Annotated in this window: 16 protein-coding genes and 3 pseudogenes; 12 read left to right on the top strand and 7 right to left on the bottom strand. The window is 60.7% G+C overall.

Going from position 1 to position 23,306, the window contains the following annotated elements; all coding sequences use genetic code 11:
- Nucleotides 1-31 precede the first annotated feature (31 nt).
- Both BA011_RS39080 and BA011_RS39075 read right to left on the bottom strand, forming a co-directional pair.
- Nucleotides 32-775 (bottom strand): GntR family transcriptional regulator, encoded by a 744-nt coding sequence (locus tag BA011_RS39080; RefSeq protein WP_065284253.1) that lies wholly within the window; start codon nucleotides 773-775, stop codon nucleotides 32-34.
- A 3-nt stretch (nucleotides 776-778) separates the two neighbouring features.
- Complete coding sequence (locus tag BA011_RS39075) at nucleotides 779-1,828, bottom strand: aromatic ring-hydroxylating dioxygenase subunit alpha (protein WP_065284254.1); 1,050 nt, start codon at nucleotides 1,826-1,828, stop codon at nucleotides 779-781.
- A 277-nt stretch (nucleotides 1,829-2,105) separates the two neighbouring features.
- Between BA011_RS39075 and BA011_RS39070 the strand changes: the two genes are divergently transcribed.
- The 4 genes and pseudogenes from BA011_RS39070 to BA011_RS39055 form a co-directional block, all read left to right on the top strand.
- Nucleotides 2,106-2,810: an IS6 family transposase gene (locus BA011_RS39070; protein ID WP_065284751.1), complete on the top strand. Its 705-nt coding sequence runs from the start codon at nucleotides 2,106-2,108 to the stop codon at nucleotides 2,808-2,810.
- A 195-nt stretch (nucleotides 2,811-3,005) separates the two neighbouring features.
- On the top strand, nucleotides 3,006-3,989 hold the full coding sequence (locus BA011_RS39065) for an IS5 family transposase (protein ID WP_065284814.1): 984 nt from the start codon (nucleotides 3,006-3,008) through the stop codon (nucleotides 3,987-3,989).
- A gap of 278 nt (nucleotides 3,990-4,267) precedes the next feature.
- Nucleotides 4,268-4,726, top strand: coding sequence for a nuclear transport factor 2 family protein (locus BA011_RS39060; RefSeq protein ID WP_151343794.1), 459 nt, complete (start codon nucleotides 4,268-4,270; stop codon nucleotides 4,724-4,726).
- A 132-nt stretch (nucleotides 4,727-4,858) separates the two neighbouring features.
- Nucleotides 4,859-5,071: pseudogene (locus BA011_RS39055) on the top strand (DDE-type integrase/transposase/recombinase); the annotation flags it as partial.
- A 321-nt stretch (nucleotides 5,072-5,392) separates the two neighbouring features.
- Here the strand turns inward: BA011_RS39055 and BA011_RS39050 are convergent.
- Nucleotides 5,393-6,381: pseudogene (locus BA011_RS39050) on the bottom strand (IS5-like element ISRm33 family transposase).
- 169 nt (nucleotides 6,382-6,550) lie between these two features.
- Nucleotides 6,551-6,613 (bottom strand): hypothetical protein, encoded by a 63-nt coding sequence (locus BA011_RS45875; RefSeq protein ID WP_237352885.1) that lies wholly within the window; start codon nucleotides 6,611-6,613, stop codon nucleotides 6,551-6,553.
- Between the two features lie 350 nt (nucleotides 6,614-6,963).
- Between BA011_RS45875 and BA011_RS39040 the strand changes: the two are divergent.
- The 3 genes and pseudogenes from BA011_RS39040 (at nucleotide 6,964) to BA011_RS39030 (ending at nucleotide 10,578) form a co-directional block, all read left to right on the top strand.
- Nucleotides 6,964-8,435, top strand: a pseudogene (locus tag BA011_RS39040) (benzaldehyde dehydrogenase).
- A 73-nt stretch (nucleotides 8,436-8,508) separates the two neighbouring features.
- The gene (locus BA011_RS39035; RefSeq protein ID WP_065284749.1) at nucleotides 8,509-9,609 is read left to right on the top strand and encodes an NAD(P)-dependent alcohol dehydrogenase; all 1,101 of its coding nucleotides are present in this window, start codon (nucleotides 8,509-8,511) and stop codon (nucleotides 9,607-9,609) included.
- A gap of 54 nt (nucleotides 9,610-9,663) precedes the next feature.
- Nucleotides 9,664-10,578, top strand: a complete 915-nt coding sequence (locus BA011_RS39030; RefSeq protein WP_065284748.1) for an alpha/beta hydrolase — start codon at nucleotides 9,664-9,666, stop codon at nucleotides 10,576-10,578.
- Nucleotides 10,579-11,016: 438 nt separating this feature from the next.
- Here the strand turns inward: BA011_RS39030 and BA011_RS39025 are convergent, their stop codons facing one another.
- Complete coding sequence (locus BA011_RS39025; RefSeq protein ID WP_237352879.1) at nucleotides 11,017-12,159, bottom strand: hypothetical protein; 1,143 nt, start codon at nucleotides 12,157-12,159, stop codon at nucleotides 11,017-11,019.
- A gap of 261 nt (nucleotides 12,160-12,420) precedes the next feature.
- On the opposite strand from BA011_RS39025, the gene BA011_RS39020 reads away from it, so the two are divergent.
- Nucleotides 12,421-12,909 carry a DUF488 family protein gene (locus BA011_RS39020; RefSeq protein WP_011654721.1) on the top strand — a complete coding sequence of 163 codons (489 nt, stop codon included), beginning with the start codon at nucleotides 12,421-12,423 and terminating at the stop codon, nucleotides 12,907-12,909.
- An 8-nt stretch (nucleotides 12,910-12,917) separates the two neighbouring features.
- Here the strand turns inward: BA011_RS39020 and BA011_RS39015 are convergent, their stop codons facing one another.
- Both BA011_RS39015 and BA011_RS45865 read right to left on the bottom strand, forming a co-directional pair.
- Complete coding sequence (locus BA011_RS39015) at nucleotides 12,918-13,727, bottom strand: hypothetical protein (RefSeq protein WP_011654722.1); 810 nt, start codon at nucleotides 13,725-13,727, stop codon at nucleotides 12,918-12,920.
- Nucleotides 13,728-14,207: 480 nt separating this feature from the next.
- A complete protein-coding gene (locus BA011_RS45865; RefSeq protein WP_065284746.1) occupies nucleotides 14,208-14,855 on the bottom strand; it encodes a GIY-YIG nuclease family protein in 648 nt (215 codons plus the stop codon).
- A 1,206-nt stretch (nucleotides 14,856-16,061) separates the two neighbouring features.
- Here BA011_RS45865 and BA011_RS44775 point away from each other — a divergent pair.
- From BA011_RS44775 to BA011_RS38990, 4 genes are all read left to right on the top strand, one after another.
- Nucleotides 16,062-16,238, top strand: coding sequence for a hypothetical protein (locus BA011_RS44775; RefSeq protein ID WP_011654724.1), 177 nt, complete (start codon nucleotides 16,062-16,064; stop codon nucleotides 16,236-16,238).
- A gap of 190 nt (nucleotides 16,239-16,428) precedes the next feature.
- On the top strand, nucleotides 16,429-17,397 hold the full coding sequence (locus tag BA011_RS39000) for a DUF3991 and toprim domain-containing protein (RefSeq protein ID WP_065284745.1): 969 nt from the start codon (nucleotides 16,429-16,431) through the stop codon (nucleotides 17,395-17,397).
- Between the two features lie 133 nt (nucleotides 17,398-17,530).
- Nucleotides 17,531-18,115 (top strand): DUF1419 domain-containing protein, encoded by a 585-nt coding sequence (locus BA011_RS38995; protein ID WP_420493461.1) that lies wholly within the window; start codon nucleotides 17,531-17,533, stop codon nucleotides 18,113-18,115.
- A 90-nt stretch (nucleotides 18,116-18,205) separates the two neighbouring features.
- On the top strand, nucleotides 18,206-23,296 hold the full coding sequence (locus tag BA011_RS38990; protein WP_065284743.1) for a DEAD/DEAH box helicase family protein: 5,091 nt from the start codon (nucleotides 18,206-18,208) through the stop codon (nucleotides 23,294-23,296).
- Nucleotides 23,297-23,306 lie beyond the last annotated feature (10 nt).

Below are 23,306 nucleotides of genomic sequence, written 5' to 3'. Positions count from 1 at the left end.
TCCATTGATCGGGCCGAACCCGAAGATGCAGTCAACCGGCCATCAGAGCGAGTGCCGCGACCCGGTGGCGCAATTGGGATGTGTCGAACAGCACAATATCGAGATTCTGGCGGGCCAGCCGCGCGTGTTCCCGCGCAAGCGCCTCGGCGCGCGCGCCTTCGCGTCCCTCGATCGCCGACAGGATGGCCTTGTGCTGAACCTGGCCGAGCAGCAATGACTGGCGAAAGGCGGGAATGTCGACCTGATCGTTGACGAAGGCATTGGGGCTCGCGAAAGGCAGCCCGGTGACACGTGCGATCTCCCGCCTGATGATATCGCTGCCGCTCAGCGCGGCGAGCGTCGCATGAAAATCGCCGTTCAATTCCTCATAGCGGCCAAAATCCAGGTTTTCCGGGCCCGGCGCGACCACTGCATCGAGTGCCGCCACGACACCCGCGAGTTGGCGAAGTCCCGCGGATGGCGCGCCACGTTCCGCCGCAAGACGGGCTGCGGTGCCTTCGAGAACGCCACGCAACTCGATTGCGTCGATTACGTCGTTCCGGCTGAAGCGGCGAACCGCAAAGCCGCCGGATGCGATCGCCTCGACAAGCCCTTCCTGTTCGAGCCGCTGCAGCGCCGTTCGAAGCGGGGTGCGCGAAACGTCGAGCCGCGTCGAAAGCGCCACCTCCGAGAGGCGCTCGCCCGCCTCGACCTCGCCCTTCAGCACTATGTCCCGCAACCCTTGCAACGCCTTGAGCGTTTGCTGCCGAGGGCCAGTATCGATAGCATCGGCCATGATCTACTCCGCGGCCGCGCGCGTGGGCTGAGACTCCGCGTCAATCATCCGGTCGATCAGCTTGCGCGCCCACATCGAGCCCGCATCGATGTTGAGATTGTAGAAGACGTGGTCGGAATTGGTCTCGATAGCCCTTTGCTGGGCTTCGAGCACGGCTTCGTCCTCGCTGAACACGCCGGCGACTCCTTCTCGCAATTCATGGGTGCGCGCCTGATTACGAATGTCGTAGTTACGGGCGAACGCCCAGAAATAAAGACAGGTCCGGTCCGTCGCGGGCGTTATCGTATTGAGCACATAGCCGTTGACGCCCCGGGAGCGATCACCTTGCGGCGCCCCTGTGCCCGCCGCCGCGACCCCGACGTCGATGGCTATGGTGCAGGGCGCTTCGAAGCGAATGATCTGCCAGCGATCGACCTTGCCCGGTTTTCCATATTGCTTCTTCCAGAAGGGCGGCGGATCGATCCTTTCCATCCATCGCGTCACCACGGCAAATTTTTCGTTGTGGGTAGCAACAAACGGCGCTTCCGCGACCGCCCTGTCACCGATCGAGGTGCCATGCACGAAGGTCTCGTGGGTCAGATCCATGAGATTGTCCACGACCAGCCTGTAGTCGCAATTCACTTCGATCAGCTTTCCGTCGGCTACCCAATCGGGATCGTCGTTCCAGTGAAGGTCGGGAATGAGCGCAGGGTCGGCAAGCGCCGGATCGCCCGGCCAGATCCAGATGAAGCGGTGCTTCTCCGCGATCGGGTAGGATTTCACGCAGGCCGACGGATTGATGGTGTGCTGCGACGGCATGTATACACAGCGGCCCGTATCGTCGAATTCCAGGCCGTGATAGCCGCAGATCACCTTGTCGCCCTCGAGCCGGCCGAGCGACAGCGGCACCAGACGGTGCCAACATGCATCCGCTAATGCCGCCGCAGTGCCATCCTCCTTGCGATACAGGACGATCGGCTTGTTGCAGATGCGCCGCGCGAGCAGGACGCGCCTGACTTCGACGTCATGGGCAGCGGCGTACCAGGCGTTGAGCGGAAAAGTCGACCTCTCCATGAACCATCCTCCTCTTTTGAGAAAGAGACCATAATGTATACATTGCGTCAAGCGAGTAGCAGAAAAATGAAACCAATTGTCTTAAAACGCGCTTAGAAGCGGCTGTATCCGTATACATCGCCGCTGATCGGGCAATATCAGAGATGGCGCGAATGTATGTGACTGATTTCAAGTGCGGCGAGTCGAGCATCCGTCCGTTGAATTCGATAACGTCAGCGCCGTGGGTGGTGATGTCAGATTAACTTTCCTTGAAGGCGTTCGCTATTAGCTCGGCGCCATGAACCTGAATGCTGTCAGCTACAAACGGCATCGCTTTCCGCCCTCTTTGATCGCCCATGCGGTCTGGCTCTACACCCGATTTCCGCTGAGCCTGCGACGGGTCGAAGAAATGCTGCTGGAGCGCGGCATCGTGGTTTCCTATGAGACGATCCGGTGTTGGGCGAGGAAGTTCGGCCCGGATTATGCGCGCCGCTTGCGGCGGAAGGCGCCAAGCCCAGATGATGTGTGGCATCTGGACGAGGTGGTCGTGACGATCGGCGGACGCAAACACTGGCTCTGGCGCGCCGTCAATCAGGACGGCTACGTTCTCGACGAGATCGTCCAGACCCGCCGCAACACCAAGGCTGCCAAGCGTCTGCTAACGCGGTTGATGAAGAAGCAGGGATGTCTGCCGAAGCGGATCGTCACCGACAAGCTTCGCTCTTATGGCGCAGCACGGCGGCATGTGATGCCCACCGTCGAGCATCGATCACACAAGGGGCTGAACAACCGCGCCGAAAACTCGCATCTTCCTCTGCGGAAACGGGAGCGGATCATGCAGCGATTTCGCTCGCCGGGTTCGCTGCAACGTTTCGTCAGTGTGTTCTCCGCGATCCGAAATCTCTTCGTCCCCGCACGCTCCAACCACTCTGCCACCGCTGTTCATCTGCATCGCCTCACGGCGATGGCACATTTGAAGGCGGTCACCGCGACAGCGGCCTGATCCAACCAGCATGCCGAAAGCTTACTTGATCGAGTTAACCTGACATCACCGCAAGGAGTGCTGATGCTGCACCGCGCCCGAGAGCTGCTTGTTCGTCAAAGAACGATGCTGATCAATGCAGCGTTGGTGCATGGATCCTTTGTCAACGGTTTGGCGATAGGCAGGCAGGATCGAAATCAGTTTGATCCGAGTGCCATGCCGTACAAACACAACGCCGATCGTCGTCATCACGTCGGAAAGATGAAATTCAGGGTGACGAATTGGCGTGACTACGAAGCAGGTCTGCGCCGGCGTGGTAGCCCGACCTTATGGGTAACGCCGGAGGCACTGGCAGGATGGCGCGCTCCGCGACGCAAGACCCGCGGCGGCCAAGCCCAGTATTCCGATCTCGCCATTGAGACTGCGCTGACGCTGGGTTGCGTCTTCGCAATGCGGCTGCGCCAGACCGAGGGATTGCTCCACTCGCTGCTGGATCTCATGGGGCTGAAAGTCCCAGTTCCAGATCATACGACGCTGAGCCGTCGGGCACAGAAGTGGGAGCCATCAGCCCGACGAAACCCGCCGCTGCCGGACGGCCCGCTGCATGTGCTTGTCGATAGCACGGGATTGAAAGTCTACGGCGCCGGGCAGTGGCTGGAGAAAAAACATGGCGCCAGATCACGTCGCAACTGGCGCAAGCTGCATCTGGCAGTGGATGCCAAAAGTGGCGCGATCATTGCCCATGGGCTGACAGACCAGAAAACGGATGATCCTTCCCAGGTGGCACCGCTGCTCGATCAGATCGACGGCGAGATCGACCAGTTCACGGCCGACGGAGCCTATGACGGCAAACCAACCTATCGGTCTATCCTGCAGCACAGCGCAACCGCGAACATCGTCATTCCACCGCGTTCCACGGCGGTGGAAAGCGGTGATACCGGACCGCCTGGTCAAAGGGACAAGCACATTGCCGCAATCGCAAGCGACGGTCGGCTGAAATGGCAGGCAGCCGCCGGCTACGGCAAGCGTGCGCTGATCGAAACCGCCATCGGACGATACAAGGGGCTGATCGGATCGCGCCTGCGGGCCCGCTCCTTTCCGGCTCAACAGACCGAGGTTGCCATCGGTTGCATCGTTCTCAACCGCATGCTGGCATGTGGACGCCCGGAGTCTATCCGGCGTCAAGTCACGCAGGCATAACCAACTACATCAAAGATCGAAATGCCCTCGATTTCATATCCGCGCACCAACGCCTCGCGTTTTGGGAAGCCCGTGAGTCGAATTCAGCAAGATGCCGTATTAGAGCACGTCCGACACGCATGGTTCCTTACATGTAACCAACGAATTAAAAACTGCCTTCTTACAACGAGATGGCCAATTCTCTAACTAAGGTCTCAGGATTTGTGGGGGTTCATCCCCGGCGATCCGACACAGCTGAGGAGAGCTGCATTTCGATAGTCAACTGAATTGGAGAACCTATGTCTTTGAAGAACTTCATGCGCGCTGGCGTATTTGCGGCTGTCGCCGTCGTAAGCCTTACAGGCGCTGCACAAGCGGGTCCTGCGCAAAACAAGGAACTGGTCATCAAGGCTGTTGCCGGCGTCTTCATTGATCATGATCCGGCGGTCGTCGACAAATACTGGAGCCAGAAATATATCCAACACAATCCCATGTTTCCCAACGGCAGGGACGTCATCAAGGGATTTGTATCCAACACTCCGCCGGGCTTCAAATATGAAATGGGTGCCGTTGTCGCCGACGGCAACATTGTCATGGTGCGCGGTCGGTACACAGGTTTTGGTCCCAAACCGATGATCGCGGTCGATATGTTCCGCGTTGAAAAAGGCAAGATCATCGAACACTGGGACGTGCTTCAGGAGGAGGTTCCAGCCAGCCAAACCAAAAGCGGCAACCTGATGTTCGTTCCGGGGATGTAAAATGAACGAGGGTCCGGTGGAATCTACCTGACCTTCTCGTTTTTGTCGTCAGGAGCGATGGTGTCGGCTTTTTGCGTTGATCAGCCACCCATGCTCTTTCGGGTTGCGACTTATCCCGTTCGCTCCGGGAGATATGCTCCGATGATCGAGAAGCGGCTGCGCCAGTTTCGGCGCCCGCATTGTGGTTCGGTCAGGATCGACGAGACCTACGTCAAGATCCGCGGCAAGTGGCGTTACCTGTACCGTGCCATCGACAAGCACGGAAACCCAATCGACTTCCTTCTGACTGCAAAGCGCGATCTCGATGCCGCCAAGCGCTTCTTCCGCAAGACCGTCAATGATCAGAACGATCTGCTCGCGCGTCTCTTCGGACTTCAAATGGTTAATCAGGCGTGAAGAGCAGAACGTATTTCAGCTCAACGCGTTCGGCCGACCGCTTTGCGACACGCCCGGTTCAAGTCGGCAGGGCATGCCCGCGTTTCATCTCCATGCATGGCCCGATCGCAAACCTGTTCCATCTTCAACGCAAGAAGACGACCACTGCCGAATATCGAAAACTGCAAAACGCCGCCATGAGCACGTGGCGGGAAATCACCCTGTCGACTGCGGCATGGCGTTGGTGCATGGATCGGGACTTGAGCGGATCTGGATCTGCGATGGGGCTATCTATGTGGTCGGTCCATTGCGGCGGATGGATTTAGGGCGTGCGCATGCAAGCATACGATTGAGGGCGGCGCAGCCGATGGCCACTTCCGTCTGCTGAGCGTGAAACGACCGAGCCCGCAGACGCCGCCCGATGGTGGACTTGTATCGGCCGATGGCAGTCTCGACCAGCGAGCGCTTGCCGTAGCCGGTGGAGGCCTGCCATTTCATTCGCCCGTCTCTGCTGATTGCAGCGATATGCTGATCCCTTTGTCCGGGAGATTGATCGCCGGCTGGTTCGATCGCGTTGGCGCGCGGGGGAATGACGATGACGGCAGCTGCACTGTGGTCGGTGACCGCGTCGTAGGTGGGCTTCCCGTCATAGGCGCCGTCGGCTGTGAACTGCCCGATCCGACCATCGATCTGGTTGAGCAACGGCTCCACCTGCGATGCGTCGCCCGCGTCCTGGTCGGTCATCGTATGTGCAATGATCTCGCTGCTATCGGCATCCAGTGCCACATGCAGCTTTCGCCAACCACGGCGGGATCTGGCGCCATGCTTCTCCTCCAACCATTGGCCCGCGCCGTAGACCTGCAGTCCAGTGCTGTCGACAAGAATATGCACTGGCCCGTCCGGTCGACCCTGGAGGTCATGCGCCTTGTTGGGCGATTGCCCTGTTCGCGCCCGACGGCTCAGGGTGGTATGATCGGGGACAGCGAGCGCCAAGCCCATCAAGGGCAGCACCGATCCTAATAATCCTTCGACCTGACGCAGCCGCAAGCCGAACACCAGGCCCAGCGTCAAGGCGGTCTCGATGGCTAGATCGGAATAACGAGGCTGGCCACCAGCGTCGTTCGGCGTGGAGCAAGCCACATGGCAAGCGCCTCCGGTGTCAGCCACAGGGTCAAGCTGCCACGTCGCCGTAACCCCGCCTCATATTCCGGCCAGTTCGTCACCTTGAATTTCATCCTGCCGATGCGATGGCGGCGGGCGGCGTTATGTTTGAAAGGCATCAAGGTCACAGATCGGTTATTGAGGTTGCCGATCCCCTACACCACGACCGCTAAACGATCCGTGCACCAAGGCTCTCCTGGATCAGTTCGGCATCGCGAACGCCCTGCATATAGCCCACGCCCATGAAGAGGCCTTGGCGGTCTCTGTGCCGAATGCGTCGATGATCTCCTACCTGAGCCTTCCGAGCACGAGGGACTGGATCAGCACCATCCGCTGGTCGTTGAGCCATATCCGGCCGCCGTCGCCGAGCGCGAAGTGAAGCGCTTCGGTGAGTTCGGTGAGGGTGGGCGCAGCGCCGGTATCGACTTCGCTAAAGGCGCTGCGCGTGAGGATCTTGCCTTAAAAATGACACCCGCTCAAGGCCTTAGGATCTATCTCGGACGGCTGCCTAGCTCGCCGTAAATTCTGGCACGGCCTTTGCGACTTTAACCTCGAACCGCGTGAAGAGGCGGCAGGAGGACATCGACAGACAGCCATGTGACGGCAATGCGGCAAGTCTGGACAAAAGCGCTCGATCTTGCGACGGCGAAGCTGTGCCCGCACCTGCAAACGGCCGACGGATATTTTTGAGGAGGAAGATGATGAACAATCAGAACCAGAATTTCCTGGACACCGAACGCTGGCAGGGGCGTGCCTTCTTTGCCGACTGGCAGACGACGGCAGCGGGCGTCATGGATGTGACCGATCCGGCGACCGGCGCGGTGATCGCCTCGGTTGGCGTTGGTGGCGCCGCCGATATCGCCCGTGCTGCCACCGAGGCACGCGCCGCGCAAAAAATCTGGGCCAAGACATTGCCGACCGAGCGGGCGCGCATCCTGTTCAAAGCCGCCGACCTGCTCGAGCAGAATGGCACGGAACTGATCCCCTGGATCATGCGCGAATCCGGCTCGATAATCCGAAGGCCAGCATCGAGATCGAGCATGGCGCACTCTTCATCCGCCATGCAGCATCGCTGGCCACAGCACCGATGGGGATGATGATCCCGTCGATGGACGGCCGGGCCAACTATGCTAAGCGTGTGCCACATGGCATCGTCGGCGTGATCTCGCCCTTCAATTTCCCGCTCGTGCTTTCGATCCGCTCGATTGCCGCAGCGCTGGCATTCGGCAATGCCGTGGTCCACAAGCCCGATCCGCGCACGCCGATTTCGGGCGGCATCATCATCGCCCGCATCTTCGAGGAAGCCGGTCTGCCCAAGGGCGTGCTGCAGGTGGTGCCCGGTGGAGCTGACGCCGGCGAGGCGATGTGCACCGATGCCAATATCGCGATGATCTCCTTCACCGGATCTGCCAGGGCCGGCTCGAAGGTCGCCGAGATTGCCGGCAAGCACTTCAAGAAGATTCAGCTAGAGCTTGGCGGCAAGAACTCGCTTATCGTGCTCGACGACGCCGATCTCGACATCGCTGCTTCCAATTCGGCCTGGGGCGCCTTTCTGCATCAGGGCCAGATTTGCATGGCGACGGGCCTAATCCTCGCCGATGAAAAGATCGCCGAAGCCTTAACAGCCAAACTGGTTATGAAGGCGTCACACCTCCCCGCCGGTGATCCCTCCACCAATCAGGTCGCGCTCGGCCCGATCATTTCGGACAGTCAGGTGGCGAGCATTCAGGCGATCGTAGAAGATGCGGTGGCCAAGGGCGCGAAGCTGCTGATTGGTGGCACCCATGACGGTCGCTTCTATGCTGCCACCGTGCTGTCTGGGGTCAAGCCCGGCATGCGGGCCTTCGATGAGGAAGTCTTCGGCCCGGTCGCCTGCATTGTAACCTTCGCAACCGAAGCAGAGGCGATCGAACTCACCAATAACAGCGACTACGGCCTCGCCGCCGGGGTAATTTCCGCCAATACCGGCCGTGCAGTGCGGATCGCCGACGAACTCGATGTCGGCATGGTCCATGTCAACGACCAGACGGTCAATGGCGGCCCCTTCGCTCCCTTCGGCGGCCCGCGCAAATCCGGCAACGGGACTCGCATCGGCGGGCCGGCCGACATCGAGGAATTCACCACCTGGAAGTGGATCTCGGTCAAGGACGCAGCGACCCCCTATCCCTTCTGATCACTCCCAGGACCGGGATGCGAGCGTCGTGGCCCGCATCCCCCGCGCTTGCCAGTTCATGTCGGAGATTGCCATGCAGATAGAAGCTGCGATTGCCCGCGCGCAAGGCGCCAGCCTCAGCCTCGAAACCATCGATATCGAGGAGCCGAGGGATAACGAAATCCTCGTGAAGGTCGTGGCAACGGGTGTTTGCCATACCGATATCGTCGTGCGTGATGGCATGCTGCCGACGCCGCTGCCGGTGGTACTCGGCCATGAGGGGGCCGGCATTGTCGAGAAAGTCGGTCGCGCCGTCTCGAAGGTGAAGGCCGGGGACAAAGTGGTTATGACCTTCAATTCCTGCGGCCACTGCCCGAGTTGCCTGGATCACCACATCAGCTATTGCCACGAATTTTTCCCGCGCAATTTCTTTGCCGCACGCACGGATGGCTCGAGCGCGCTTTCGGCAGGCGGCGAGCGTATTCACGGTAACTTCTTCGGCCAGTCATCCTTCGCCACCCACGCCATCTGCCATGAGGTGAATGTCGTGAAGGTACCGGATACGGCGCCGCTCGAATTGCTGGGACCGCTCGCCTGCGGTATCCAGACCGGTGCGGGCGCAGTCATGAACGCGCTCAAGGTTTCGGCGGGCAAATCCTTCGCCGTATTCGGCTCCGGTTCGGTCGGCCTCTCCGCCCTGATGGCCGCCAAGGTCGTCGGCGCGACAACCATCGTCGCGGTGGACATGAATGACGAGCGGCTGGCCATGGCGCGCGAACTCGGCGCCACTTACACGATCAATCCCGGCAAGGTGGATGCGACAGCTGAGATCATAGCGATCACGAGCTACGGGTTGAATTTCGCGCTCGATACGACGGGGATTTCTAGCGTTATCCGCAGCGCGGTGATGGCGCTGGCGCCGATGGGCGCCTGCGGCATTCTCGGCGCGTCGGCCATGGGCACCGAGATCAATCTCGACGAAGTGCACTTCATGAGCGGCGGTCGCCGTCTGATCGGGATCGTCGAGGGCGAATCCAACCCGGACACCTTCATTCCGATATTGGCCGAGCTCTACGCCCAGGGCCGGTTCCCGTTCGACAAGCTCGTGAAATTCTACGACTTCGACGAGATCAACCAGGCAATCCACGATTCCGAGAGCGGCAAGACCATCAAGCCGATCGTGCGCATGCCGTAGCCGGTGCGGATGGCCGCGCCGGCCCTTCCCATCCGGCATTTCAGGTAAGAAACCATGTCAAAAGCCCAACTCGATTTCATACTCAATATCAGCGCCCAAAACCCGCCGCCCAAAAACGCTTCGCCTGCCATGATGCGGGAGTGGTTCGAGGGCATCAACGCAGAAACGCCGATCGCCGACGGCTCGATGATCGAGCGGGTGCCGGCCGGCCCCTGCGGCGGTGACCTGATCCGGCGTGACGAGACTGACGAAAGCAGACTGGTCATCTACTATCACGGCGGCGGTTTCTTCTTCGGATCGAGCCGATCGCATCGGGTGATCGCAACCCATCTCGCCCGGACGTCGGGCACTGCTGTGCTGGCAGCCGACTATCGGCTGGCGCCCGAAAACCCGGCGCCGGCTGCACATGACGACGCGTTCGCCGTCTACAAATGGGCATTGGCACAGGGCTACGATCCTGCGGCGATTGCACTGATCGGAGACAGCGCCGGTGGCAATCTCGCGCTCTCGGTCGCCGTCCGGGCGAAGAAGGAAGGCCTGCCGCAGCCCGACGCTCTTGTGCTGATGTCGCCTGCGCTCGACCTCGCAGGTGAAGGCGACTCTCATCATTCCGTCACCGATGCGCCGCTGCTGACACCGCAGCTCATGGAACTTTTCAACGTGGTCTATGTCGGCACCGGCGACCGCAAGTCGGAGACGGTGACTCCCTTCTACAGCGATTTTACCGGCCTGCCGCCGACGCTCGTCCAAATCGGGTCCTGGGAGATCCTGCGCGAAGACTCGGTGACCGTCGTCGAAAGGCTCAAGGCCGCAGGCGTGTCCGCCGAACTCAATATCTTCGAGGGGATGGTGCATTCCTGGCAGCTTTTCGCGCCGATGCTCGACGAGGGCATGCAGTCGATCGAGGAAGCCGGCGGCTTTCTCCGCAACCGCCTGCGATCCCGCATGGAGAGAGAGGTCGCGGTCTGACGATTTATCCAACGCTCTTGGTCTGGGATGACAATTTGGGCAAGCATCTGGATATCACACGGCGCGGTCTCTGCGCGTCACCGCCAGCATCGCGGGAGGCGCCGCTGCAGCATTTGCCATACCGGCGAGCGTCCGCAATTCCTTCGCCTCGGGTGTCAATACGATCAATGTCGCCTGGGCGAACGCCCGATCCAGGCCGCTGAGCCCATTTTCCGAAGCAGACGAATTTCGGCCTGGTCAGCGACGCGCTCAAGGCTGGATATCGGCGGCAAAAAATATGCCGTCAACTTTATCCTCAAGGACAACAGTCCGGTCCTGGGACGTTGATACCGTCTTAGCAGAAGCGCAAGTGTCGCGTTTCTAACTGGCCGGCGACGTCGCAGCACTAATCAGCTTTGACATATTACATTACCAATTGATTCGTAATGTCGGAAGCTGCTATTCGTCGTCGGGAGTCTGCGGTTTGACTGCCGCCAGAAGGCATTCCTCGCAGTCGTTCCTGAACCTCGTCGCCTGCAGGTGCTTGCCGTATTCCTCTCGAGTTTTTTCACCCGCAATGACCTGCTCCGATGTCACCCCATCCGGATCGCCCAGTATTGTCGCAAGAGCCATCCGGAATATTGCGGCCGGGAAGGACAGGATCAACGTCCCGTTTTTGAGTCGGAAGTCCTCTGGTTCGACGGCATTTCCATGAAGGAAGTTGTTCCTCAGGTCATTCATCTTCATATAGAGCGCATTCGCGAGCCGGAGGTCGAAGGTCTTTCCGCCGCCGAAGTCAGCCGAATGTGTCTCCTCCCTCGCCATCTCGCTCTGCCATGGAATGGACTTCAGCAGGTCGAGCACCCTCTGACGGGTCGCCTTGCCGGTCGCTCCGGAATGCACGAGGATCTCGAACGCGCTGACCCACAGGGACAGGACGCGACCGTAGTCGTAGAAGGATTCGGTGGAACCGGTAGGAGACGACAGGCGCATCGCGGACGCAGCCATTTTCAGAGACCGTAGAATAGCGCGCGACGTCCAATCGTTGTGCCCGTCGATGAACCGGGACTTCCATAGCGCGAGGAGCTGCTTGAAGAACCGGGGATGCGCCGGCTCGTTTCCGACGTCCTGGACCGGAACGGCCGCCGACGCCGCGCCGCGGAACTTGTCGAGTTCGTGGATTGCCCACAGCGCGGCGTTACCGGCGACGAGTCTCTTGCCCTGCGGGTCGATCATCCACGGGTAGATCTCGAAGGCATCGGTATGAAACGGGCCGACGTTCCTGCGCCATGTCACCGCCCTCACTCTGGCATCAAGCACGACACAGGCGACAACTATATCCATGAAGCTCGAAATTGCCTCCGAGTTCGGGCGATCCGGATAGGCATCCGATCTCACCAGCAGGCTCGGTCTTAGCCGCTGACCGTGGTTGCCTTCGAATTTCGAGAGAAAGGTCTGGAGGTTTGGACCGTTGGCGAGGGCATCTAGGAAGCGATCATCCTGGAAGCCCACCAGCGCCATGTGCTCGCCTGCAAAGACGTCCGACATCATGTTAATGTTCGGCAGGACACCAAGCGCGGTCCACTTCAGTGCCATCTCCATCTCTCCTGTAACGTTTAGCGACCGGGAAGGTACAAGGCTGGCCAAGATTCCTGCAAACGCGCGATGCGGGCCGTCCACAGAAACTCGGGCTAGAAGGTCTTCGGCATTGCAAGTCAATAGCGGCGGCCAGGTTACCCGCCCTCGCGGAAATCGGCGTTTCCCTCTGGCGGCCCCCTCCCCGATGCAGTATCGAGGCGCGTTCGCGCTAGGCAAGCGTCAGGCCAGCGACGCTCGCTATCACGAGCGAAGAAGGAGCATCGCATGAAGACAGTCTACACCATCGGCTACGAGGGCACCGACATCGAGCGTTTCGTGAAGACGCTGACCGCCGTCGGAATCGAAGCGGTAGCAGATGTCCGGGCAGTTCCCCTGTCACGCAAGAAGGGATTCTCCAAGAACGCTTTGCGGGAGCATCTTGAAAAAGCCGGCATCAAGTATCTCGCGATGCAGCAGCTTGGCGATCCGAAAGAAGGCCGTGAAGCGGCGAAGGCGGGCGACTACGATCGGTTCCGCTCGATCTATTCCGGGCATGTTGACCTTCCCGAAGTAGCCGCGGCAATTGAAGAGCTCGCGACCGCCTCCGAGGAGCAGGCGGTCTGCCTCCTCTGCTTCGAACGCGATCCGAAAACCTGCCACCGATTCATAGTCGGCGAACGCATGGGCGCTTTCGGATACGAGATGACGCATCTCTTCGGCGACGATCCTGCACGGTACATCCGAAACCAGGACCGGCTTCCGAAGCGGTCGTAGCTCTTTAGCTATAGCAGCAGCCCCTGGGCAAGATGTGGCGGATAGATGAGGCTGATGATCAACCACTGGTCCTGAAACCGGTGCTGGTTGCCCATGAGAAACATCAGGTCCTTCGCTGGAATCTTATTTTCGAGTTGGTCCCGGAAGTATTTTTCCCAGTCGGCTCCATGGGAGCGATGACAGTTCAAATAGAGAGCACCCACCTCCCAGTCCACAAGCTTGTGCCTGAACATTTTCGCGCCTGGACCTTCGCCGCACTGGTAGCGGTAGTAAAAGTCGAAGGGAAGCTTCTGCAGGGTCCTGATCGATGGCTTGTCTTCATCATCGAAGAGACCGCCCTGCTTTTGCTCTTGCACTAGCTTCGCCAGTTCCTCTTCGGTCCATTCGGGATTCGAGACTGGCTCGATATCCAGACCAAGGATCCGCGCCGGCTTCAACATGGCGAGCGACATACCGCTGGCCCGCTGCTCGGCATCTATCTTATCGAAATGATCGTAGACATGGATGGGCGAGATCAGGTGTCTTCGTTCGGCCCAATCCTTGCCCGGCTGAACGACGGCTTCGCCTTCGATCGTGTCGACCTTGATGGTCAAGCTTTCCTGCCGATGATCTTTGCGCGCTTTTTCAACCTTCGCACGGATCCACTGCCACTTCTTAAACTGTTGACCCGTGGCAATAAGACGAAAAGGAACCGGGAAGAGGCGGACCAGCTTGCCACTCTCGTCCATCCCAGCAACACACGTCGTCTCCGCATACTTTCCGCTCGGCGACGGGTAGGTCTTGCAGAGAATAAGAATTCGAGCATCGACGACGGCCATGGATCTCTCCGGGGCGAATCAACCCAGCTTCAAGGAGTTGCGCAATAGCGCCTGTAGCCAGTGCATTGGTCAATCCTGCGTTGCTTCGATCTGAGCTAGAACGCACAACCTTGTGTCTATGCGCCCGTGGCCACGCCCAACCGCGTAGGCTTTTTTGTTTGACGAGATCGATTAAGAAGGAGACGGCCTCGGCCCTCTTATCGAAGCGATGGTCATCGACTGGCCCCGATCCGCCCCAACGATGCGTCAAGGAGGCTCCGCCAAAAAGACTGGGAGTCTTCGACGGCTTGAGGGAATATGTCTCGGACGACCAGGCAGCAGCCTGAAGCGGAACGCCCCCGCCGGGCGCAGTCGGTCCCGGCTTCCGCTGACCGGCGCTATGCTAAGCCTCCTGCGGCTGCGCTACTTCCGGCAGTGCCGTGTCGAGAATTCCCGAAATCCCGGCCGAGCGGCCGTCGCTATGCTGATTTCTCCGATGTTCTACATTTTTTGTCCCGGATCTCGGCCTAACGCCGGTTGACTCGGGCCGGCTATGGCTTCGAGCGCAGTGGCGCCGCGGATATTCCACGGAAGCGAGTATTTCTCGATCAATCCGAGTTCAAGGCCCGCACTTCCGTTGACCGGCAGGCCATTCCATTCGAGATCTGGAGGCATGGCTATGAAGATCTCAATGGCCTCAGGGCCTGACAGCTCTGCCATGATGATGGCTTCGAGGCGCTGGTTGGTTCGCTGCGAGATCCCCGGGCGCCCATATGAATAGAGCCTGCCCGCGAGCCCTTTTGTTGCGACGCCGACATAGAGCGCGACGCCGGCTTTTACGAAGGCATAGACACCCTTGGACTTCGGCGCAGGCGTTTCGACAGCAAGGCTGTCCCCCGAGATGATCCAGCGTCCGACCCGTGTAAAGCCGCCGCTGATCAGGATGTCGGTCGTGAGCGCGGGTTTGCTTTGTGGGCGCGTTTCCGGTCGACCGATGGGGGACGGCTTGGTCGCCGCTTCCAACGTCCGACGCGGACCGGCATTGATGACATTGTAGGCATGCTGATAGCGGATCCCCAATCGAGCAGCGATGTCCGCCGCCTTCAGGCCATCCGCCGCTAATGAGCGTATCTGATCTGCTTTTGTCATGTCAGTTCCTGTTAAGGCCCATTTCCCGGCTCTGCAGCTTGTCCTTCCAGCGTCGTTCGAGCTCCCCGAGGTCCGCGGTCGTCGCGGTCGAGCCGACCGTTTAAGGATCGATAGCTGGTAGTCGCTGGGGTCGCGACTCTTAAGCCCGACATTACCGCCGTGGCCCGTTGCAAAGTATTCGCGCCACCTGCCGATGAAGCCGTCGACACCCGACGCCATGCCGACATATTGCTCGCGCGTTCTCGGGCAGGTCAGAAGATAGATGCCGCTCGTCGCAGACAGAGGTGCCTGCCAGGTCGCGGGAAGGCTCTCGATATCGGAGAGATTGGCGATAAAGGCCGCAAAGCCGGGGAATGGAGGATCGCCTAGAGTTCGCCGCAGTTCGATTAGGCGCTTCGCCTTACCGTCACCGCGCTGGATCCAGGACCTATAGCTATCGCCCCAGTCGATCCAGAGCCGGCCGGCGTATTCGGAAAGCGAAGGCAGGCGATCAACTTCGTAAACGTTGCAGCTTCCGGCGGGCTCTATGCCGCCGGTGATCGGGTGCTGGCGATCGGCCGGCAATGGGCCGAGAAGCCGGGCTGCGTATAGCCCAACGAACAACGTTTCCCGCTCGGGAACGCCGACGAAAGAGGCCCAGTAGGTCGCGCGCAGTTTCGGCTCACTGGCGAAGGATTGGGTCGCCTGGTATGCCTCGAAGCGTTCGCGATGGTCACGCCATAAAGCATAGGGTGTCGGGAACCCGGCATGCCGGTTGTCCTGATGTCGAAGCAGCCGACCGTGCTTCGTTCAATTCCCGCCAGGTCCAACATGTTTCCGAATGCCAGCATTGTTCGCCCTCACCTCCTCCATGACATGGCTTATCGTCGAGCGGTTTGCAAACACATGCGTGTGCATACACGCCTCTCCCTTTCGTCTGTGAAGGACATCCGCAAATGTCCCGAATGTCTGGCTTGTACGCGGCTGAGTGTCCAACTCCATTCGAATTCGGCTGTGGCTGGGCGGCACCATTCGGAAGCACGCCAAACCCGCTCTCTTGCGATGGCGTCCTGGCCCAGATCCGGATCTTCCACGATCAACCCGCAAGGGGTCCGCTAGCAAGCTGCGGCCACTCGGGCTGCTCCCTCGCGGTGATCGCGCCCGTCCCAGGGCCTTTTGAGGAGCCATCGAGCGGGAATTGGCCCGCTCCCAAATGGAGCCTCTCACATGTCGCACGATCTTTCTCTCGCACAGTCCCACGCCTTCCAGCTCTCCCGCGACCTGATGGTCCCCGTCACCGTCTTCGAAGTCGACGGGGAGTATGGCGTCCTGCCCTCTGACGAGATCGACGCCGATGATGACCTTTCGGTCATCCATGAATTTCATCCGTGGCCGGCTCACTGAGCCGGCAATTGCCGTTCCGAGTGCCGCTGGCGACCTATCGGCGGCAAGGGAAGCTTCGCCGCGGGCGGTGCAACCTTGCACCTTGCTTCCCGCGCCCTTGCCCCCTCTGCTCTTCGCGGCGGCTGGAAGATGTCCCGCCGATCATGCGGGGAGTTAAATTGAGGAACGATCGCAGGCGATCGGAAAAATCATGAAAAGAGAAGAAATCGAGAAACTACGCGAGGCGGTGAGTTGTGCTGCCGTCCTCGAACAGGCTGGGTTCGCGGTCGATGTGAAGGAAAGCACGCGCCGGGCGGTGAAGTTTCGTCGCGGAGCGGAAATCATCATCGTCACCCACGAAGGTCGCGGCTGGTTTGATCCCTTGAGCGACGACAAAGGCGACGTTTTCGCTCTTACTTGCTTGCTTCAGCATTTAGGATTTTCAGAGGCTGTCGACCGTGTTGGCGATCTCATCGGCTTCACAGCTGCACCCGTCATCTGGAAGAAGCCGCCGTCCAAGGTCGAGCCTGCGGATATTCTGACACGATGGCAAGGTCGCGGTCTTCCAGCTACTGGAGCCGGCGTCTGGAGGTATCTCTGCTGGTCGCGTGCGATCCCGATCTCCATCCTGCGCTCGGCCATCAATCAAGGGATCGTTCGAGAAGGTCCATTCGGCAGCATGTGGGCCGCCCATAGCGATGGCGCCGGATTGGTGGTTGGATGGGAAGAGCGCGGACCTGACTGGCGCGGCTTTTCGACGGGTGGCAGCAAAGTTCTGTTTCGCCTGGGTGCGCCTGACGCTCTCCGTCTCTGCGTGACGGAGGCTGCCATCGACGCGATGAGCCTCGCCACGATCGAAGATCTGCAGGACGGAAGTCTATACCTCAGTACCGGTGGCGGATGGTCGCCCAGAACCGAAGCGGCGCTGGTCGACCTTCTCGCTTGCCCTGGCACTCACCTCGTCTGTGCCACCGATGCCAATAGCCAAGGCGATGCGTTCGCACGTCGTCTTCAGGCACTGGCCGCACAGGTCGATCGCCCTTCGGTCCGTCTCCGGCCGCCGGCGGAGGATTGGAATGAAGTCCTGCAGGAGAGAAGGAGAGAGAAATTGAAGAGCGAAGGAAGAGAGAGGCGTGCCGCATCGCCGCCGACCGCATCAAGGGAGGCTTCGCCCGGCTAAAGCCGGCCCTTGACGCGGCCGATCGGGATGCCGGCGGCCCGGAAGGTGTCATGAGGGACTAAAACAGAGGTGATGGAGTGGCCATCGCCAGGTCCCGAAACCTGAAGGAGCCAGAGATGAACACCCCTGCCCCATCCGCAAGATTTTCGAGGGCGTCGCAACGCGCCCGCAAATGTTCCGGCTTTTCGATCGCCATAGTCAGCGCCCCGACCGGTGGCAGAGCGATGCTGCTCCGCTTTACAGCGGAGAAAGGTTCGAAATTGATGAGGCACTCTACGATTACATGCTCAATATCCTGCCGCCATTGTGGATGTGCGGGCCGATCTTCGCGTTGCGCGAATTCCTAACGGGCTCGACCACCAGCATCTTCCTTGCGCTGCGGATCGACGGAAAGCCTCGGTACTTCCACGGCTATTGCGACCTGTCCGATCCCACTTCGGTCGAGACGATGCGGGCGACGATCTTCGAGCGCGAAACCCAGCCGGTTCGCGCCATGTCCCGTGAAGAGCTACTAGAACATATCTGGAGCAGCACTGCGAATGCCTATCGCGGCTATGCCGGCGATCGGTTTCCACCGGTGATGCAGGGGCAGCGCATGGTCATGCTGTGGAGCGGCACCAATGGCACGCTTCTGAAGCTGCTGGACGACCTTACCGATGATGAGATCGCCGCCAAACTGCCCGTTCATATGCGGCATCTGCCTGACATCGCGGCCTAGGCGTCATCAATCCCTTCAATCCATCAGGCGCTTCCAGCCCGCTATTGCGGCGGGCGAGCGATGGCGCGCATCCGAAAAGGAAAACTCCCGATGAGCAACGATCCTTTCACTCTCGACATGTTCGGTAGCTCTGCGCTCTCTTCAGGCCTTGCGCTAGGTGTCACCGCATTTGGCGGCTTCGACACAGTGGCGGCCAATGACGACGATCCCGATCCCACTCCGCCGGCGCCCGCCCCGGCTTTGCCAGTTGTGACTTCGGCGGCGTGCCCGAACAGTCAGCGCCAGAATTTCTATCTGGACGGCGACCGCGGTCTCGGTGCCTCATGGAAGGATCGTGCTCGCGTCAACGTGGCGGCAATCCTGGTCACGGAGGGCATAGTGAAGCAGGAGCGGCCGGCGACCGCCAAGGAGCAGGCACAGATGGTCCGCTTCACTGGCTTCGGTGCTGGCGAGCTTGCCAATGGCATGTTCCGCCGGCCGGGCGAGGTCGATTTTCGTGATGGCTGGGACGCGCTCGGTTCTTCGCTCGAAACCGCCGTGTCGGAGGCTGATTATGCCTCGCTTGCCCGCTGCACCCAATATGCCCATTTCACGCCGGAACTGATCGTCCGGGCGATCTGGGCTGGGATCCAGCGTCTCGGCTGGCGCGGGGGCCGGGTGCTTGAGCCCGGTATCGGGACAGGGCTCTTCCCTGCCCTCATCCCACCAGAGTACCGCGACACCGCCTATGTCACCGGGATCGAGCTCGATCCGGTCACGGCGCGCATCGTGCGCCTTCTTCAGCCGCGGTCTCGCATCATTGAAGGCGACTTCGCCCGCACGGATCTGGCGCCGATCTACGATCTCGCCATCGGCAATCCGCCCTTTTCCGATCGCACCGTCCGCTCCGACCGGGCCTACCGGTCGCTTGGCTTGCGGCTCCACGATTATTTCATTGCGCGCTCGATCGACTTGTTGAAGCCGGGCGCACTGGCCGCCTTCGTCACCTCGCATGGCACGTTGGACAAGGCCGCTACGACCGCACGCGAGCATATCGCCAAAACCGCCGACCTGATCGCGGCGATCCGCCTGCCAGAAGGCAGCTTTCGGCGCGACGCCGGCACCGATGTCGTCGTTGACATCCTCTTCTTCCGCAAGCGCAAGGCAGGAGAACCGGAAGGCGATCAGATCTGGCTTGATGTTGATGAGGTGCGGCCTGCTGTCGACGATGAGGGTGCGATCCGCGTGAACCGCTGGTTTGCACGCCATCCCGACTTCGTGCTCGGCACCCATGCCCTCACCTCTGGGCCGTTTGGCGAGACGTACACCTGCGTCGCCCGCGACGGAGCCGATCTCGACACCATCCTCGACGCCGCCATCGAACTTCTTCCGGCCGACGTCTATGACGGCGAGCCGACCCCGATTGATATCGATCTGGAAGATGAGCTCGCCGAGATCGTCGACCTCAGGCCGAAGGATAGCCCGGTCCGCGAAGGCAGCTTCTTCGTTGACCGGGCGAAGGGGCTGATGCAGATGCTCGACGGCACGGCGGTAGCGGTGACCGTCCGGAAGGGCCGCCCCGGTGACGGGATCTCTGAAAAGCATGTTCGGATCATCTCGAAACTGGTCCCGATCCGCGATGCCGTCCGTGAGATACTGAAGGCCCAGGAGACGGACCGGCCGTGGCGCGACCTGCAGGTGCGGCTCCGCCTCGCCTGGTCGGCATTCGTCCGCGACTTCGGTCCGATCAACCACACAACCGTCTCGATCCAGGAGGATCCAGAGACCGGCGAGGTGAAGGAGACCCATCGTCAGCCGAACTTGTTGCCCTTCCGCGATGATCCCGATTGCTGGCTGGTTGCATCGATCGAGGACTATGATCTGGAGACCGACACGGCGAAGCCGGGTCCGATCTTCGCCACCCGTGTGATCGCTCCGCCGATGTCGCCTGTCATCACTAATGCGGCTGATGCGCTGGCGGTCGTACTCAACGAGCGCGGCCATGTCGATCTCGATCATATCGCCGAGCTCCTCCATCGCGAAATCTCCGCAGTCATCGATGACCTCCGTGACACGGTGTTTCAAGATCCGGCTGATGGTTCCTGGAAGACTGCCGATGCCTATCTCTCCGGATCGGTCCGCACCAAGCTGGCGGCCGCGCAGGCAGCAGAGGAACTTGATCCGGTCTACGAGCGCAATGTTCGTGCCCTTCAGGCGGTCCAACCGGCCGACCTGCGTCCGTCGGACATCACGGCACGCCTCGGCGCGCCTTGGATCCCGGCCGCGGATGTCGTCGCCTTCGTCAAGGAAAGGATGGAAAGCGATATCCGCATCCACCACATGCCGGAGCTTGGCTCCTGGACGGTGGAAGCGCGCCAGCTCGGCTATTCTGCAGCCGGCACATCCGAATGGGGCACGGGCCGCCGGCATGCCGGCGAGCTGCTCGCCGATGCGTTAAACAGCCGCGTCCCGCAGATCTTCGATGTGTTCAAGGATGTCGATGGCGAGCGCCGGGTGCTGAACGTCGTCGATACCGAGGCGGCGCGCGACAAGTTGCAGAAGATCAAGCAGGCGTTTCAAGACTGGGTTTGGACCGATCCGGACCGCACCGACCGGTTGGCCCGCGATTACAACGACCGCTTCAGCAACATTGCGCCGCGCAAATTCGACGGCTCCCATCTGAAACTTCCCGGCGCCTCTGGCGCCTTCGTTCTTTATGGGCACCAGAAACGCGGCATCTGGCGGATCATCGCCGATGGCTCGACCTATCTCGCCCACGCCGTCGGCGCCGGCAAGACGATGACGATGGCGGCCGCGATCATGGAGCAACGCCGGCTGGGGCTGATCGCCAAGGCGATGCTGGTTGTCCCCGGCCATTGCCTGGCGCAGGCGGCGCGCGAATTCCTGGCTCTTTACCCCAACGCGCGCATTCTCGTGGCCGACGAGACCAATTTCACCAAGGACAAGCGCGCTCGCTTCCTGTCGCGGGCAGCGACCGCCACTTGGGACGCGATCATCATCACCCATTCGGCGTTTCGCTTCATCGCCGTGCCGTCGGCCTTCGAGCAGGAGATGATCCAGGACGAGCTGCAGCTATACGAGGATCTGCTGACCAAGGTCGACAGCGAGGACCGCGTCTCGCGTAAGCGGCTTGAGCGGTTGAAAGAAGGAATGAAGGAGCGGCTCGAAGGTCTCGCTACCCGCAAGGACGATCTTCTTACGATCTCGGAGATCGGTGTGGATCAGATCGTCGTCGACGAGGCGCAGGAATTCCGCAAGCTCTCCTTCGCCACCAATATGTCGACGCTGAAGGGCATCGATCCGAACGGCTCGCAGCGCGCCTGGGATCTCTATGTGAAGTCCCGCTACATCGAGACGAAAAATCCCGGCCGGGCGCTGGTGCTGGCCTCCGGCACGCCGATCACCAACACGCTAGGCGAAATGTTCTCGATCCAGAGACTGCTTGGCCACGCGGCTCTTTTCGAGCGCGGTCTGCATGAATTCGATGCCTGGGCGTCCTGCTTCGGCGATACGACGACCGAACTGGAAATCCAACCATCCGGCAAATACAAGCCGGTCAGTCGCTTTGCGTCGTTCGTCAACGTCCCCGAGCTGATCGCGATGTTCCGCTCGTTTGCCGATGTGGTCATGCCGGATGACCTTCGGCAGTATGTGAGGGTGCCCGACATCTCGACCGGCCGGCGGCAGATCCTGACCGCGAAGCCGACGGCGCTGTTCAAGACCTATCAGCAGACGCTCGGCAGCAGGATCAAGATGATCGAACAGCGCGAGGGTCCGGCCAAACCCGGTGACGACATTCTTCTATCCGTCATCACTGACGGCCGCCACGCCGCTATCGATCTGCGGTTCGTCATGCCGGCGGCTGGGAACGAGGACGATAACAAGCTGAATCTCCTGGTCCGCAATGCGCACCGGATCTGGAAGGAGACCGGTGATGCGGTCTACCGGCGCCCCGATGGCAAGGATTTCGAACTGCCGGGGGCCGCGCAGATGATCTTCTCCGATCTCGGCACTATGAATGTCGAGAAGACCCGGGGGTTTTCGGCCTACCGGTTCATCCGCGACGAGCTGATCCGGCTCGGCGTACCCGCGGCGGAGATCGCCTTCATGCAGGACTACAAGAAGACCGAGGCCAAGCAACGGCTGTTCGGCGATGTCCGCGCCGGCAAGGTGCGTTTCCTGATTGGATCCTCCGAGACCATGGGCACCGGCGTCAATGCCCAGCTCCGGCTGAAAGCGCTCCACCATCTCGATGTCCCGTGGCTGCCGTCGCAGATCGAACAGCGCGAAGGACGCATCGTTCGACAGGGAAACCAGCATGACGAGGTCGACATCTTCGCCTATGCCACCGAGGGAAGTCTCGACGCTTCCATGTGGCAGAACAACGAACGCAAGGCGCGGTTTATCGCCGCTGCCCTTTCAGGCGACACGTCGATCCGCAGGCTCGAAGATGTAGGCGAAGGCGCCGCCAACCAGTTCGCCATGGCCAAGGCCATCGCGTCCGGCGACGAGCGATTGATGCAGAAAGCCGGCCTGGAAGCCGACATTGCCCGGCTCGAACGGCTCCGCGCCGCCCACGAAGACGATCAGTATGCCGTCCGCCGGCAGATGCGCGATGCCGAACGCGAGATCGAGATCTCGACCCGCCGCATCGGTGAGGTCGGCCAGGACCTCGAGCGGCTCCAGCCCACGTCAGGCGACGCCTTTACGATGACGGTGCTGGGAGAGAGCCATACCGAGCGCAAGGAGGCCGGCCGCTCACTGATGAAAGAGATCCTCACGCTTCTGCAGCTCCAGCACGAGGGCGAGGTTCATCTGGCGACGATCGGCGGGTTCGATCTCGTCTATGAGGGCGAGCGGTTCGGCAGGGGCGATGGCTATCGCTACAAGACGCTCATCCAGCGCAGCGGCGCCGACTACGAGATCGAGCTTGCTATCACTGTCACCCCACTTGGAGCGATCTCCCGGCTTGAGCATGGGCTCGACGGGTTCGAGGAGGAACAACGGCGCTATCGCCAGCGCCTGGATGACGCCGAGCGACGCCTGACGTCCTATCGAACCCGCACGGGCGGAACCTTCCAGTTCGCCGATGAGCTCTCCGAGAAGCGCCGTCTTCTCCGTGGGATCGAAGACGAACTGGCGGCCGCCGCCGTGGATGACGGTGCCCAGGAGGCCGCTTGAAACTGCGGCC

Source organism: Rhizobium leguminosarum, assembly GCF_001679785.1.
GTDB lineage: Bacteria > Pseudomonadota > Alphaproteobacteria > Rhizobiales > Rhizobiaceae > Rhizobium > Rhizobium leguminosarum_R.
Note: the sequence above shows the minus strand (reverse complement) of the source record. Positions and strands in the feature narration are given on the sequence as shown.

Excerpts from the sequence above, each read along its gene's own strand:
- BA011_RS39080 (WP_065284253.1), bottom strand. The coding sequence starts at position 775 with ATGGCCGATGCTATCGATACTGGCCCTCGGCAGCAAACGCTCAAGGCG.
- BA011_RS39075 (WP_065284254.1), bottom strand. The coding sequence starts at position 1,828 with ATGGAGAGGTCGACTTTTCCGCTCAACGCCTGGTACGCCGCTGCCCAT.
- BA011_RS39070 (WP_065284751.1), top strand. The coding sequence starts at position 2,106 with ATGAACCTGAATGCTGTCAGCTACAAACGGCATCGCTTTCCGCCCTCT.
- BA011_RS39065 (WP_065284814.1), top strand. The coding sequence starts at position 3,006 with ATGCCGTACAAACACAACGCCGATCGTCGTCATCACGTCGGAAAGATG.
- BA011_RS39060 (WP_151343794.1), top strand. The coding sequence starts at position 4,268 with ATGTCTTTGAAGAACTTCATGCGCGCTGGCGTATTTGCGGCTGTCGCC.
- BA011_RS39035 (WP_065284749.1), top strand. The coding sequence starts at position 8,509 with ATGCAGATAGAAGCTGCGATTGCCCGCGCGCAAGGCGCCAGCCTCAGC.
- BA011_RS39030 (WP_065284748.1), top strand. The coding sequence starts at position 9,664 with ATGTCAAAAGCCCAACTCGATTTCATACTCAATATCAGCGCCCAAAAC.
- BA011_RS39025 (WP_237352879.1), bottom strand. The coding sequence starts at position 12,159 with ATGGAGATGGCACTGAAGTGGACCGCGCTTGGTGTCCTGCCGAACATT.
- BA011_RS39020 (WP_011654721.1), top strand. The coding sequence starts at position 12,421 with ATGAAGACAGTCTACACCATCGGCTACGAGGGCACCGACATCGAGCGT.
- BA011_RS39015 (WP_011654722.1), bottom strand. The coding sequence starts at position 13,727 with ATGGCCGTCGTCGATGCTCGAATTCTTATTCTCTGCAAGACCTACCCG.
- BA011_RS45865 (WP_065284746.1), bottom strand. The coding sequence starts at position 14,855 with ATGACAAAAGCAGATCAGATACGCTCATTAGCGGCGGATGGCCTGAAG.
- BA011_RS44775 (WP_011654724.1), top strand. The coding sequence starts at position 16,062 with ATGTCGCACGATCTTTCTCTCGCACAGTCCCACGCCTTCCAGCTCTCC.
- BA011_RS39000 (WP_065284745.1), top strand. The coding sequence starts at position 16,429 with ATGAAAAGAGAAGAAATCGAGAAACTACGCGAGGCGGTGAGTTGTGCT.
- BA011_RS38990 (WP_065284743.1), top strand. The coding sequence starts at position 18,206 with ATGAGCAACGATCCTTTCACTCTCGACATGTTCGGTAGCTCTGCGCTC.